The sequence below is a fragment of the Flavitalea sp. genome, assembly GCF_035489435.1.
GTDB lineage: Bacteria > Bacteroidota > Bacteroidia > Chitinophagales > Chitinophagaceae > DATHKG01.
On the sequence record NZ_DATHKG010000144.1, the window covers coordinates 1 to 13093 of the forward strand.

At 41.5% G+C, this 13093-nt stretch carries 12 protein-coding genes; 5 read left to right on the forward strand and 7 right to left on the reverse strand.

The annotated features are described in order from the left end of the window. Nucleotides 1-351: 351 nt before the first annotated feature. The gene (locus tag VK664_RS22445) at nt 352-1356 is read right to left on the reverse strand and encodes a serine hydrolase domain-containing protein (RefSeq protein ID WP_461400949.1); all 1005 of its coding nucleotides are present in this window, start codon (nt 1354-1356) and stop codon (nt 352-354) included. A 125-nt stretch (nt 1357-1481) separates the two neighbouring features. On the opposite strand from VK664_RS22445, the gene clpB reads away from it, so the two are divergent. Together clpB and VK664_RS22455 are read left to right on the forward strand one after the other, a co-directional pair. After that, nucleotides 1482-4100, forward strand: coding sequence for an ATP-dependent chaperone ClpB (clpB, locus tag VK664_RS22450; RefSeq protein WP_461400950.1), 2619 nt, complete (start codon nt 1482-1484; stop codon nt 4098-4100). Nucleotides 4101-4129: 29 nt separating this feature from the next. Then, a complete protein-coding gene (locus VK664_RS22455; protein WP_461400951.1) occupies nt 4130-4702 on the forward strand; it encodes a DsbA family protein in 573 nt (190 codons plus the stop codon). A 245-nt stretch (nt 4703-4947) separates the two neighbouring features. Here VK664_RS22455 and VK664_RS22460 read toward each other — a convergent pair whose 3' ends face one another. Beyond that, a complete protein-coding gene (locus VK664_RS22460; protein WP_461400952.1) occupies nt 4948-5265 on the reverse strand; it encodes a hypothetical protein in 318 nt (105 codons plus the stop codon). 752 nt (nt 5266-6017) lie between these two features. Between VK664_RS22460 and VK664_RS22465 the strand changes: the two genes are divergently transcribed. After that, the gene (locus VK664_RS22465) at nt 6018-7058 is read left to right on the forward strand and encodes a hypothetical protein (RefSeq protein WP_461400953.1); all 1041 of its coding nucleotides are present in this window, start codon (nt 6018-6020) and stop codon (nt 7056-7058) included. 228 nt (nt 7059-7286) lie between these two features. On the opposite strand, the gene VK664_RS22470 is transcribed toward VK664_RS22465, so the two are convergent. Further along, complete coding sequence (locus VK664_RS22470; RefSeq protein ID WP_461400954.1) at nt 7287-9095, reverse strand: M61 family metallopeptidase; 1809 nt, start codon at nt 9093-9095, stop codon at nt 7287-7289. Nucleotides 9096-9159: 64 nt separating this feature from the next. Here VK664_RS22470 and VK664_RS22475 point away from each other — a divergent pair, with 64 nt between their 5' ends. Continuing rightward, nucleotides 9160-9636: a nucleoside deaminase gene (locus VK664_RS22475; protein ID WP_461400955.1), complete on the forward strand. Its 477-nt coding sequence runs from the start codon at nt 9160-9162 to the stop codon at nt 9634-9636. A gap of 127 nt (nt 9637-9763) precedes the next feature. On the opposite strand, the gene VK664_RS22480 is transcribed toward VK664_RS22475, so the two are convergent. After that, entirely contained in the window at nt 9764-10123 is a 360-nt protein-coding gene (locus VK664_RS22480) for a hypothetical protein (protein WP_461400956.1), read from the reverse strand. A gap of 12 nt (nt 10124-10135) precedes the next feature. Then, nucleotides 10136-10705, reverse strand: a complete 570-nt coding sequence (locus VK664_RS22485; protein ID WP_461400957.1) for an RNA polymerase sigma factor — start codon at nt 10703-10705, stop codon at nt 10136-10138. 137 nt (nt 10706-10842) lie between these two features. Between VK664_RS22485 and VK664_RS22490 the strand changes: the two genes are divergently transcribed. Further along, nucleotides 10843-11607 (forward strand): C40 family peptidase, encoded by a 765-nt coding sequence (locus tag VK664_RS22490; protein WP_461400958.1) that lies wholly within the window; start codon nt 10843-10845, stop codon nt 11605-11607. A gap of 399 nt (nt 11608-12006) precedes the next feature. On the opposite strand, the gene VK664_RS22495 is transcribed toward VK664_RS22490, so the two are convergent. Together VK664_RS22495 and VK664_RS22500 are read right to left on the reverse strand one after the other, a co-directional pair. Further along, a complete protein-coding gene (locus VK664_RS22495; protein WP_461400959.1) occupies nt 12007-12549 on the reverse strand; it encodes an inorganic diphosphatase in 543 nt (180 codons plus the stop codon). 57 nt (nt 12550-12606) lie between these two features. Then, nucleotides 12607-12999 (reverse strand): hypothetical protein, encoded by a 393-nt coding sequence (locus VK664_RS22500; RefSeq protein ID WP_461400960.1) that lies wholly within the window; start codon nt 12997-12999, stop codon nt 12607-12609. Nucleotides 13000-13093 lie beyond the last annotated feature (94 nt).

The window sequence follows — 13093 nt, forward strand, 5'->3', positions numbered from 1 at the left end:
ATAAGTGAATGTTGAATTTTGTTGTACAAGTCGCATATCCCCTTAAGTGAACGAGATTAGAACGTGCAGGATGGGCCTGAGGTTGGTTTGATTGCCACCTTCGATTCCTGCCCGGAGTTACCGAAGCCGATCAGGGCCCAACAGCAACCAGCACTACAAGCATACCTAAAAAAGCCGATCAGGGAACAAAAAGCCGATCGGAGACAACAGCAGCCACCGGCATGAACAATGGTAATAACCAGGAATCACAGTGGCAAATCAAACCAACCGAAAGGCCCATCCGGCGAAGGGAAGAACCGAGTGAACGCCCTGAACATGCAAAATCAACAGCGAATAAAATAAAGCAGCGAATTAATTACAAGAAGACTTCACCTGCTCATCAATCGCAGCTTTAAGATCGAGATATACTTTCTGAGGAATATCATCAGCTGCATTTTTCACAAAGATGATCGCAGCATATTTGCGACATTTATCAACCACAGCCCAGGTTCCGGTAGAACCAGGAAATCCAATAACAGTAGTTTTTTCTTCAGAATCTTTTGCTTCAATCCAGTTTCCTAAACCGAAATCGAACCCGGTTGCTTCGACAGGTTTAAAGGCAACTGGTAGTCCAACAAATTGCTGCTTTTGCATTTCCTGTAATGAATTCTCACTGATAACTTGTTTGCCATCGAACTTTCCGTTATTCATGATCATTATGAGAAAGTTGAGATAATCGTTGGCGGAAGATCTTGCGCCGAGGGCAGGGTTGATAGCACCTCCGTTTTCGTCGGTAAAACTTGTTGCCCGCATCTTCAATGGTCTTGTTATTCTTTCTTGTGCGAGACGGTCAAAACTTTTTTTGCCAATTACTTCTACTACGCGGGCAGCTATATTTATTCCCAGGTTGCCATAGTGAAATTCTTTCTCGGGATTGTTGGAAATTTCTTTGGCGGCGATTGCATTAACTTCATCCTCCAGCGTACTGAATTTTTTTCTACCTCCAATTATCTTACCCAATTTTCCTTTTTCAGATTCAATGCCGGTTGTATTGGATAGGCAGTGGCGAATGGTGAGATAGCCTTTTGCATATTTAGTAAAAATGGGAAGATATTTAGAAACGGGATCATCCAGCTCAAGTTTACCCTGGTCAACAAATGTCATAATGGTTGCCGCTGCCAGCCACTGCCCTGAAGTGGCTATGGGTGCTGAGGTTTTTGCAGTGAATTCTTCACCCATCTCTTTTTTGTAAATCAGAGAATCGTCTTTGAAAACCAGGGTTATCGCGTTGTTACCCAGCTGTTTTTGCGACCGTTGTAGACGGGCAGTCAGATCATCAAAATTATATTGGCTGGTTGCAGGCAGCCAGAATAGCATAAATATTACTAAGAATCTGCATATCAGGCAGGTGTGATTCAATTTTTGTGACATACTTACCGGCAGTTGGGTTTGGAGTAGCATTTGCACTTAAAAATAGTCGTAAAAAGCAATAATTGAAGCTTATGAATCCAAATAATTTCACAATAAAGGCACAGGAAATTATTGCGCAGTCTCAGCAGGTTGCGTACAATAATGGGAATCCTAATATCGAATCAGAACATATTTTAAAGGCATTGCTCACCAACGAGGACTCGCCGATTGAATTTCTGTTGAAGAAAAACAATGTGAATCCTGCTTTCCTCGAAAGCAAAATTGACGAAAGCATTGCCAGGTTGCCAAAATCGGATACCGGAACTCCGGCTCAGTCGTTGAGCCGGGAGGCGAATAATGTTTTCCTGAAGGCGGGTACCTTACTCAAGCAGTTCGGAGACGAATTTGTAAGCGTTGAGCACTTGTTACTCGCAATATTACTAAACAATGATAACACCGGGAAATTGATGAAAGACGCCGGTGTTTCCGAGAAAGGGCTGATTGCAGCTATCAAAGACCTTCGGAAAGGTTCTACTATTTCATCGCAGACCCAGGAGACGCAACATAATAACCTTAATAAGTTTGCGAAGAACCTCAATGAAATGGCAAGGGCGGGTAAACTGGATCCGGTGATTGGCAGGGATGAAGAAATCAGGAGAACACTTCATATACTGTCGCGCCGTAGTAAAAATAACCCCATACTTGTGGGCGAGCCTGGTGTTGGTAAAACTGCCATTGCGGAAGGCCTGGCCCACCGGATTGTTAACGGTGACGTACCGGAGAATCTAAAATCAAAAACGATCTATGCGCTTGATATGGGACTTCTGATTGCGGGAGCCAAATACAAGGGTGAGTTTGAAGAAAGATTAAAAGGTGTAATTAAAGAAGTTGCGGCCAGCGATGGCGAAACTATTCTTTTCATTGATGAGATTCATACGCTTGTTGGAGCCGGTGGTGGGGAAGGTGCAATGGATGCAGCAAATATCCTGAAACCTGCACTGGCGCGTGGTGAACTCAGGGCCATCGGGGCAACAACACTTAACGAATACCAGAGATTTTTTGAAAAAGATAAGGCCCTTGAAAGAAGATTTCAGCGTGTAATGATAGACGAACCTTCTATTGAAGATGCCGTTTCTATTTTGCGGGGTCTGAAAGAAAGGTATGAAACTTATCATCATGTCCGTATCAAAGATGACGCGATCATTGCGGCTGTGGAATTGTCACACCGATATATGACCGATCGTTTTCTGCCGGATAAGGCCATAGACCTGATAGATGAAAGCGCTGCGAAACTGAGACTTGAGATGAACTCAATGCCGGAGGAGCTCGATAAACTCGAAAGGAATATCCGTCAGCTGGAAATTGAGCGTGAAGCGATAAAAAGAGAAAATGATGAAGCCAAGCTCAAAGAACTTGGGATTGAAATCAGTAATCTTAGCGTTCAACGTGATACGCTGAAGGCGAAGTGGCTGCAGGAAAAGGAACTTGTTGACAAGATTCAAAGCTCGAAAGCGACTATCGAACAGCTGAAACAGGAGGCGGAGCAAGCGGAAAGAAATGGCGATTATGGTCGTGTTGCTGAGATCAGGTACGGAAAAGTGAAGGAGACAGAGGCAAAAATGGAGGTACTTACCGCCCAACTTGGTCAATTATCTGAAAAAAGATTGTTAAAAGAAGAGGTCGACGCAGAAGATATTGCCCAGTCTGTAGCAAAAGCCACAGGAATACCCGTAGCAAAAATGCTCAAGGGTGAGCGGGAGAAATTATTGCAATTAGAGGATGAATTGCATAAAAGAGTAGTTGGCCAGGAGGAAGCAATCGTTGCTGTAGCTGATGCAATCCGACGCAGCCGCGCCGGTTTACAGGATCCAAAAAGGCCGATTGGATCGTTTATCTTCCTGGGAACCACGGGAGTAGGTAAAACTGAATTAGCCCGCGCGCTGGCAGACTACCTGTTCGATGATGAGGGTATGCTAACCCGGATAGATATGAGTGAATACCAGGAAAAACATTCGATCAGCAGGCTGGTCGGTGCTCCTCCGGGATATGTTGGTTACGATGAGGGCGGTCAACTGACCGAAGCAGTGCGGAGAAAGCCGTATTCAGTGGTCCTTTTGGACGAAATCGAAAAGGCGCATCCTGATGTTTTTAATGTATTATTGCAGGTATTGGACGATGGAAGGCTGACCGATGGTAAGGGTAGAGTAGTGAATTTTAAGAATACCATCATCATTATGACCAGTAATATGGGCAGCCATATTATCCAAAGTAATTTTGAAGATGTGAACGAAATGAACATTGAAGATGTTGTAGATAATACACGTCGGGAAGTTCTTGAACTGTTAAGGCAGACGATCCGGCCGGAGTTTCTGAACCGGATTGATGAGGTGATCATGTTCCAGCCTCTGCTGAAAAGGGATATCAGGGGAATAATTTCCATTCAGCTACATCAGCTTAAAGAGCTGGTAGCGAAAAATGGAATACAAATAGAGTTTAGTGAATACGCTATTGATTATCTCGCAGAAAATGGTTTCGATCCCCAATTTGGCGCCCGTCCACTAAAAAGGCTGATTCAAAAACAAATCGTCAACCAGCTGAGCAAGAAAATACTGGCTGGAGAAATCGATAGATCCCAACACGTACTGATCGATGTTTTTGATGGAGTTGTTGTATTCAGAAATGAAAAAGCAGAAATCGAAAAAACACAATAAGTCAAATTTAAAGACAAAACAGAAGAAATATGCCACCAAAAGCAAAGGTTATAGTTGAGGTTATTCCTCCAAAGAACATAATCACGGGAAACCCTGATGCGCCGGTTTCACTGGTCGAATTCGGAGATTATGAAAGCGAAGCCTGCGCAAAGGCTAACGAAGTTGTAAAACAACTGATGGATAAGTATGAAGACAAGATGAATTTTAATTTCAGGCATTTCCCGTTAACACAGGTTTACCAACGCTCCATGAAAGCCGCGGAAGCTGCTGTTGCCGCTTCACAGGAAGGGAAATTCTGGGAAATGCATAATATCATTTTTGCCCAGCGTCGTAACTTAGGGATAACAAGCCTGAAAGTGCATTCCAAAGAAGCCGGTGTAACGAATAAAAAGTTCCTTGAAGAACTTATGAACTCTACCTATGGCTGGCACGTTCGGAACGACCTGTTAGAGGGTCTTGACATGGGGGTGAGGGATGTTCCTACTTTCTTTATCAACGGGGAGCCATTTGCCGGCAAACCAACACTTGAAAATCTGAGTAAAGGAATTGATGCTGCATTGAAAATTTCAAACAAAAAGCCTGCAACAAAACAGCGGGCATAATTCCCCCGGATTAACGATTTGAGGGCGCAGAGACTCAGATTTTGAAAAATACAGATATTGAGTTGCAATGATGAAAGGTTGTCTATAGTGACAGCCTTTTTTCATTGTAACAATAACCTGTTTTCATGATATCAACTACTCGTTTTCATGGTATCAACTACCCGTTTTCGTGGTATCAGCTACCTGGCAAAAAAAGGCCGATGTAGAAACACCGGCCGTTGGTTTGGTATTATAAGAAAAAGTCTTCAGTTTTTCCGCTCCGACAATTTTATAGTTACAGGCTTACCTGCAGCCCGGATTACAATTCGTTGTTTTTCAAAATCATTGTGTTCAATTACAAGAACCAGTGGCAGGGGTTGCCAGGTTTTCAGCGAAAAATTGCCATCTTTAACCGAAAGGGTTTCTTCTTCTCCGGCTACTACATAAACATAGGCATCGGTGATCCCCTCATTTGCTGCCCCGATTATCTTGCCCGTCACCGTCTTTTGCTGGTTTGAAACAGGACTGTCAAATGATGTTATAATGGTAGTCGCCAACAAAAGGGCTGGTAAAAGTTGTTTCATATTTCCATCAATACAAAATCAGAAAATAGTGATGTCAGATGCAATACTAGTGATTATCCAATAGTCTACCAAATGCGTAGACTTAATTTTATAGATAACTTAGCAAATAAATAGTGAGGGAGATCCGATACAATATGTATTCATGAATGATGAATCTCGAATTTGCATCCAGGAATTATTTATTCGTGCGTTAATTTCACGTGACAAATTTATCGATGAATAATGTGCATGTGAATGATGCAACGCCCGTATTCTACCCAGAAACCATGGCTTTCAAGCCAAATGATACTTTGGTACCATAATTGTCTAACCGTACGGTATATCGAAGGTTTCAGGTTTACTGTGCCTTTTAATTGGTTTTATGTTTTTCAAAGGACGCATTATACGCACCGAAAACCAATCGTTAGAAACCGCTCATTATTTGAAAACCAATCATTATTTGCAGTTGATTATCATTTATTGCGAAGGGGATAATTATCGAAGAGGATAAATATCGAAGGAAGAGGATAGAAGAGGATAAATATCGAAGGAAGAGGATCGAAGAGGATAAATATCGAAGGAAGAGGATAAATATCGAAGAGGATAAATATCGAAGAGGATAAATGAAGCGGATAAATTACAATGCTATCTTGCGACGAATAAATATCAGTCATTTTGAAATAAATATCGGCTGATCCCGTTTTTTCAAAAATTACTTCATGTACATTATGGATTGTGTGACATTTTCTAAACAGAATAAAAGAATTAGCCCCGTGAAATTATTGAGATCAATGGTCTTATTGGTTGCAATCACGACCGCATCTTCATGTTTTTCGACAAATGCAGACGTCGTGGCTAGTTCACCGGCAGGTACAAAAGGGGACACTTTACCGGAAAGTGATTCAACAGAGCCGGTTGTTTCTGTGCGATCCTTCCTGGATACTGTTTTATACGATCAATTAACAAACCATATCACCAATAAAGATTCATCGGGCAAATGGCCGGTAAAGAGCGATTACCCTTTGCCGGGTGCAATCCTGCCTTTCAAGCGGATAATAGCCTATTACGGCAACCTGTACTCGACACGCATGGGAATATTGGGGGAATTACCTGAAAAAGAAATGGTTGAAAAACTCCAGGGAGAAGTAAGGAAATGGCAGGAGGCCGATTCGACCCTGGAAGTTGTACCTGCCCTGCATTATATAGCCATAACTGCCCAGGGAAGCCCGGGGAAAGGAAATAAGTACAGATTGCGTATGCCATTCAAAGAGATCGACAAAGTGCTGGCTATGGCAGAAAAAATCAATGCACTTGTTTTCCTAGACATCCAGGTGGGCTTGAGCACGCTCCAGGAAGAATTGCCAGAGTTTGAGAAATACCTTAAGATGCCTAATGTACATTTTGGCATTGATCCCGAATTTTCAATGAAAGGTGGCCAGGCTCCGGGTAAGGCGGTTGGGAGCTTTGATGCCGCCGATATCAACTATACTACCGATTACCTGGCTAAACTGGTTAAGGAAAACAACCTGCCTCCAAAAATCCTGGTAGTACACAGGTTCACCCAAAAAATGGTGACCAACTATCAGCAGATTAAGAAGCGTCCCGAAGTACAGATAGTAATGGACATGGATGGATGGGGACACCAGGCCCGGAAAATAAACACTTATCGCCAGTTTATTCACAAAGAACCAGTGCAGTTTACCGGGTTTAAATTATTCTACAAAAATGATCTGAGAGAAGCAAACAGTCATGTGATGACTCCTGCCGAGATCCTTAAATTAAAACCACAACCGGTATACATACAATACCAGTAAAGATAGATATGAATTATGAGTTATGAATTATGAAACCAGTTATGAAATGTTGAATTATGAATTCATAACTCTTAGTTTCTTAACTGGTTTCATAATTCATAACTCATAATTCATATCTCTCTTAAAGTGGTTCATATTTCAGACTAATTCATCACTCTTGCATTCATAACTCACTCATCACTCATAACTCATAACTCATAACTCATAACTCATAACTCATAACTCGTTCTAAGGCTTTTCACCCAACAAACGTTTTCTGAATTCAATAATATCCGGGGTTATCTCCATATTTTCTTTTTCAAAAGTTCTTACAGTATAAGATGGGTTCTGGCAGAAGACAATTTCTGTAGTTGTTAATTTTTCACGATGCAGATATTGAATGCTAACCTTGTCGCCCGGTTTGTGGGCTTCAATAATGGTCTTTAAATCACTTTGTGATTCGATCTTTTTTCCGTCGAGCTGAATGATTTTGTCGTCTGCATCAAGTCCTGCTTCATACAATGGAGTTCCTGCTATCGTTGGCCCATTCAGCGATAGATCCTGTTTCAATGCAAGGTTTCCTAACCAGGCAATCCCTTTGCCCGGCTGGCTAAGTTTTAACCCGGCTTTTTCAAACAACGGTGCATAATTGAACGATTCATGGCCATTCACATACTTGCTAAAGAAATCAGCTGCAAAAGCCTTATCCTTTGTAACCTCCGCCAGCACAGACTCGAGTCCCGAAACAGTATAAGGCTGTTCCTTCAAACCAAAGCGTTTCCAGACTCCCTGCATATAGTTATCCAGGCTTAGCTTATATCTTGAATATAGTTCAAGATCAAGTGCAAGGGCTATTGAAGCCCCATATGGATAATAGGAGGTGTACATGTTAGCATAATTATTTTTGTCAATAGATACACCTGCATCAACAAATACGGCATGACGGCTCATTTCAACCGGTGAAAAGCGTTTCGCTCCACTTGTATTTTCTTTTGTGTTGACGAGAGAAGTGAGCGTACCCGTATATTCTTCAATACCGCGAAAACCACAGCGCTGTAACAATAGCTCGCCATAATATTGAGTGAAACCTTCAGCGAACCAAAGTTCATTACTCATATTACTTTTTTCAAAGTTGAAAGGCTCAAGTGTTTTCGGGCGTATTCTTTCAACATTCCAGGCATGAAAAAATTCATGAGCAAATACGGATGGTACCGAATTGCCTGTGAATTGTGCAGGTATATTTATAACTGTTGAGTTCCGATGTTCCATACCATCGCCCTTAACATATAGATTGACACCGCTTAAGAAAGTATAAGTGCCGTAATCAAAAGGTGGCAATTCTCCGTATACAGCCTGGGCCTGCTTCGTTATCTTCGAAAGATTCCGTACAAATTTTTCGACAGAACTGTCATTGGTGTTTGCTTCAAGCGCCAGCCGGAACTTATATGATTTTTTATCAGGGTTTATCTGTGTCCATTCCTTCCAGTGTAATTCACCGATACTCACCGGAGAATCCATGAGGTATTGATAATCACGGGCACTGAACAGGGTAGAATCAGTACCCGGCTTTAATTGCGTGGCAATTGTCCACGATTTGCCCGGAGGCAGGTTAAACTTTATATCTATAGGAGATTTATCAGCGCCCTTAACCCACAAAAAAGTGGCCGGCGAATTTAAGTGAATACTAGCCGGGTCGATGCCAGCATAAGTGCCATCCGGGTGATTCGCGAACAGCGTATATTCAACCCTTACAAATCCATCATGACGCGGAACTTCGTATACATCTCCATCGATTTTGTTGAGGGTAATTTGTTTGCCGGTTTTGTCGAATGCTTTAACGTCATAAACATTTTTCCCGAATTCATGAGTGGCATAGCGGCCTGGTGAGGATCGGCTCATGCGAAATATAGCATTTTTCTGCACGAGGCCCGATACAGTAAGGCTTATGTTCGCCTCATGATGGTTGATATTGGGGAAGGAGACGATATAACTGATTTTTTGAGCGAAAACATAAAAGCCTGCGGCAACAAACAAAACCAGGAGCGAAACTTTTTTCATGCAATTAATTTGGGGTGAATATATCAGAAGCTACGATACGTAAATTTGATGTAAATTAATGTACATGGATCACCCTCGTAAAAAATTTATGGACATGGCCATTGATCTTGCCAGGCAAGGCATGAACTCAGGGGTCGGAGGCCCTTTTGGTTGTGTTATCGTTAAAGATGATATGGTTGTTGCAAGGGGTATGAATTCGGTAACTTCTACAAATGATCCGACAGCTCATGCTGAAGTAGTGGCTATACGAAAGGCTTGTACAGCCCTGAACACTTACCAGTTGACAGGCTGTGATCTTTACACTTCATGTGAGCCATGTCCTATGTGCCTTGGAGCCATTTACTGGGCAAGACCAGATAATGTGTATTACGCGTGTACCCGCCATGATGCTGCAGATGCCGGTTTTGATGATCATTTTATTTATGATCAGCTGCAAAGCGCAATTGAGTTGAGAAAAATACCTATGGAAAATCTCGAAAGGATGAGCTCAATGGAGGTATTTGAAGAATGGAAAAAGAAAGAAAATAAACAGAAATATTAAGCCGGTACCCATACTAAATCAATCAGATCAGTTAAGTGTATATAAAAGGTCAGGAGCGGGAATAAAAAAAGGAGATAACAAAAGTGATATTGAGGTCCACTGACAGTATTGTTATTATAGAATCAGCTTATTTCATAAGCTGATGGATGATCAGATAACCCACCACAACAAAAAGTAGAATGAGGAAAATCGTCAGGTACATCCAGGGATTTTCTTTAAGTTTTTTACGTTCCCGACGTGTTTTTTTCTTTTCTATATATTGATTAAGCTCCTTATTGAGCTGATCAACATATAACTGAAGGTTTTTTTTACCGTCAAACTTCTGTAAACCTTCTACGGCTTCATTGGCGAAGTCGTTTTCATTCATCCAGGTCTCCACTTCATGTTTCTCAGGTTCAGACAATTTGCCGCTGAGATAATCCATGAGCTTCTGGTTATCGATGTCTTTATTACTGTTTGATAATATGTTTAAAAGATCGTTGCTCATTGTTCAGAATCTTCACTGACCCAGTTTTTTTTCAAGTAATAATTTAAGATTTCTTTTCCCATTCTGAATATAACTTTTCACCTGCAAAAGGCTGAATGTTGTTAATTCGGTTATCTGTTGGTATGACTTCTTTTCCAGGTAGAACAAAGTTAAGCAGACTTGTTGTTCCCTGCTCAACTCTTTCAGACTCTCGTTCATGAGCTCAAGCTGACGGTTTTTTTCAAGATGGAGCGAGAGGGAGTGATCTTCGGCCGGTGCAACAGCCATTTGCTCTTTAATTTCTGTGGTAACCATATGCTGCCGGTCACGCAGTTTCATCAGGCAGTGATTTTTGGCAACCATATAGAGCCAGGATTTGAAGTATTCGACCTTGTATTTGTGTAATTCCGTTATTGCTTTTAAAAATATCTGTTGAACACTGTCTTTTGCTTCTTCTTCATTTTTGAGATACTTCATTCCAATACCCAAAAGCAGCAAAGTATATCGTTGGAACAATATACCAAGCCAGTAATTGTCGCGATCCCGGTAAAAACTGTCGAGAAGTTCCTGGTCGCTGATATGTACATTCGGGTCTTTGCTCACCGGTTGAAAATAGTCATTTTTTGTTCAAATAGGAACGGATCGTCCGTCATCTCTAAGATGCATTGCGGGAAAGATTTCATAATTTTCCGGGACATTTATTAAACCAGTTAAAACGACATCATATTTAAAAATCAATTATGAGATCTGGCATTTGTTGTGTACCTGTTAGTCCCATGCGCGCAGAACCATCTCATCGTGCTGAGATGGTAAGTCAACAGGTTTTTGGTGAGCAATGTATAATCCTGGAACAAGAAAAAGATCACTGGATAAAGATCAGATGCAACTACGATCAATATGAGGGATGGTGCCAGGAAGGCCATGTGCTGGTGTTGGAAGAGCCCATCAATGGTTCGACTATGCTTACCGGTGACTGGGAGAGCGAAGTAAATGTAAACGGTGTACCTATGCGAGTTCCTTTTGGATCGCAAATACCCGGCTTAGCCGATGGAGAAGCCAGCTGGGGCGGGCATTTAATAATGTTTGGAGGAACGCTGATAAATCCCGCTTCACTTGTTTTTGAGGAAGAGATGATACGTGAAGTTGGATTTCCTTTTGTAAATACAAGTTATCTCTGGGGAGGTAAAAGCATATTTGGGGTGGATTGCAGTGGATTTTGCCAGACTGTATATAAGTTTTTTAATAAGCCCATTTTAAGGGATGCATCGCAACAGGCAACACAGGGTGAAATCGTTGGTTTTCTGCAGGAAGCCCGCTGCGGCGATCTTGCTTTTTTTGACAACCCCGAGGGACGTATCACCCATGTCGGAATACTTTTGAATGAAAGCGAAATTTTACATTCTTCCGTTAAAGTACGAATAGACCCGATCGATAACATGGGTATAATAAACAGGGATACCGGTGAACGTACCCATCAGCTGCGGATAATAAAAAGATATTTCTAACTCATCAACTCAGGCCCGAAACTCCATCCAAATAATAAAAAGAAGTGGTGAGTGGTGAGTGGTGAGTGTAGTTGTGAATTAAGTAGTGATGAATTTATCTTTTATCGCTATAAATGAATTCCATAAAGCGGTGCAAATAAATGAGCGGGACAAATAATAAGCCGGGTAAATAAATAAGCGGGGCAATGATGCACATAAATCATTGCCCCGCTTATGTTATAAATTTAATAATATTTCTAACAGTAAACAATATTTGTCATCCAAGTGCCTGAAAAATATATAATCAGCTTCCGAAAGCGAAATTTCTACAAAACCGGTTAATCACTTATTACTCTCAATAACTCCCACACTAACTCACCACTTACCACTCACCACTAAAACCCATAACTCATAAACTCATCACTTCAAAAAGCTTTCTTTATAATAAGCAATCGCATCATTAATAATTTTTAACGCCGTTGATTTGCCCTGGAACTCTTCAACCACTACGGTTTTATTCTCCAGTTTTTTATACTCTTCAAAAAAGTGACGAAGTTCATCAAAGAAATGTTTAGGCAATTCCTCAATATCATTGTAGTGATTCACACTGGGATCATTTGCCGCAACGGCTATAATTTTATCGTCAGCGTCACCACCATCTATCATACCCATAACTCCAATTACCTTTGCGTCCATCAGGCAAAGCGCCTGCACAGGTAATGATGTAAGAACCATTATATCCAACGGATCTTTATCATAGCCATAGGTTTGGGGAATGAATCCGTAGTTACAGGGATAATAGAAAGATGAGTAGATTACCCGGTCGAGCTTCAGCAATCCGCTGGCTTTATCAATTTCATATTTACAACGGGAACCTTGTGGGATTTCAATGATTGCATTCACATTTTCCGGTGCATTTTCACCATACGGTACCCCATGCCAGGGATGAGAGACAGTCATCATATAAGTGATTTGTTTATTTTGTGGGTGCAAAGTAAATCAAAAAACCAACGGTCACCGTCACATTTTTATGATAGACTTCAGGTCAACTACCCAATCCGAGTTGACCCGCACTATCCGAAGCGTTGTAGTGTCTTTACTATGATATGTATTGTAGTACTTATAGAGTGTTACTGAATCATTTACGGGTTTAATTTCAATCGGCCTGATGGATGATTGCCTGAACTCATTTTTTTCCTTACCACTCAACTGGTTGTAATTAGATTCCTGCTGTTTCAGCAGCAGGAGGTTGGTGGTATCATGCAGCAGGTAAAATTTTGCCTTATCGTGTTCTCCGTCAAGTGTGGCCCGTATAAATTCCCGGCCCGCATCCTGTGCATCTTCGGCTCTAGGGTAACCGCTGCCTCCACATGCTGTGAGTATTGCCAGGAATATTGCCGTAAATTTTTTCATAATATTCTCTCCTGAAACTATGCTTCTTTAACAGGGGGTGTGCTGATATTTGTCGAACGGTCCTTATAGCTTTTCCATTGCTGTGGCTCAGGAT

Excerpts from the sequence above, each read along its gene's own strand:
- VK664_RS22445 (WP_461400949.1), bottom strand. The coding sequence starts at position 1,356 with ATGCTATTCTGGCTGCCTGCAACCAGCCAATATAATTTTGATGATCTG.
- clpB (WP_461400950.1), top strand. The coding sequence starts at position 1,482 with ATGAATCCAAATAATTTCACAATAAAGGCACAGGAAATTATTGCGCAG.
- VK664_RS22455 (WP_461400951.1), top strand. The coding sequence starts at position 4,130 with ATGCCACCAAAAGCAAAGGTTATAGTTGAGGTTATTCCTCCAAAGAAC.
- VK664_RS22460 (WP_461400952.1), bottom strand. The coding sequence starts at position 5,265 with ATGAAACAACTTTTACCAGCCCTTTTGTTGGCGACTACCATTATAACA.
- VK664_RS22470 (WP_461400954.1), bottom strand. The coding sequence starts at position 9,095 with ATGAAAAAAGTTTCGCTCCTGGTTTTGTTTGTTGCCGCAGGCTTTTAT.
- VK664_RS22475 (WP_461400955.1), top strand. The coding sequence starts at position 9,160 with ATGGATCACCCTCGTAAAAAATTTATGGACATGGCCATTGATCTTGCC.
- VK664_RS22480 (WP_461400956.1), bottom strand. The coding sequence starts at position 10,123 with ATGAGCAACGATCTTTTAAACATATTATCAAACAGTAATAAAGACATC.
- VK664_RS22490 (WP_461400958.1), top strand. The coding sequence starts at position 10,843 with ATGAGATCTGGCATTTGTTGTGTACCTGTTAGTCCCATGCGCGCAGAA.
- VK664_RS22495 (WP_461400959.1), bottom strand. The coding sequence starts at position 12,549 with ATGATGACTGTCTCTCATCCCTGGCATGGGGTACCGTATGGTGAAAAT.
- VK664_RS22500 (WP_461400960.1), bottom strand. The coding sequence starts at position 12,999 with ATGAAAAAATTTACGGCAATATTCCTGGCAATACTCACAGCATGTGGA.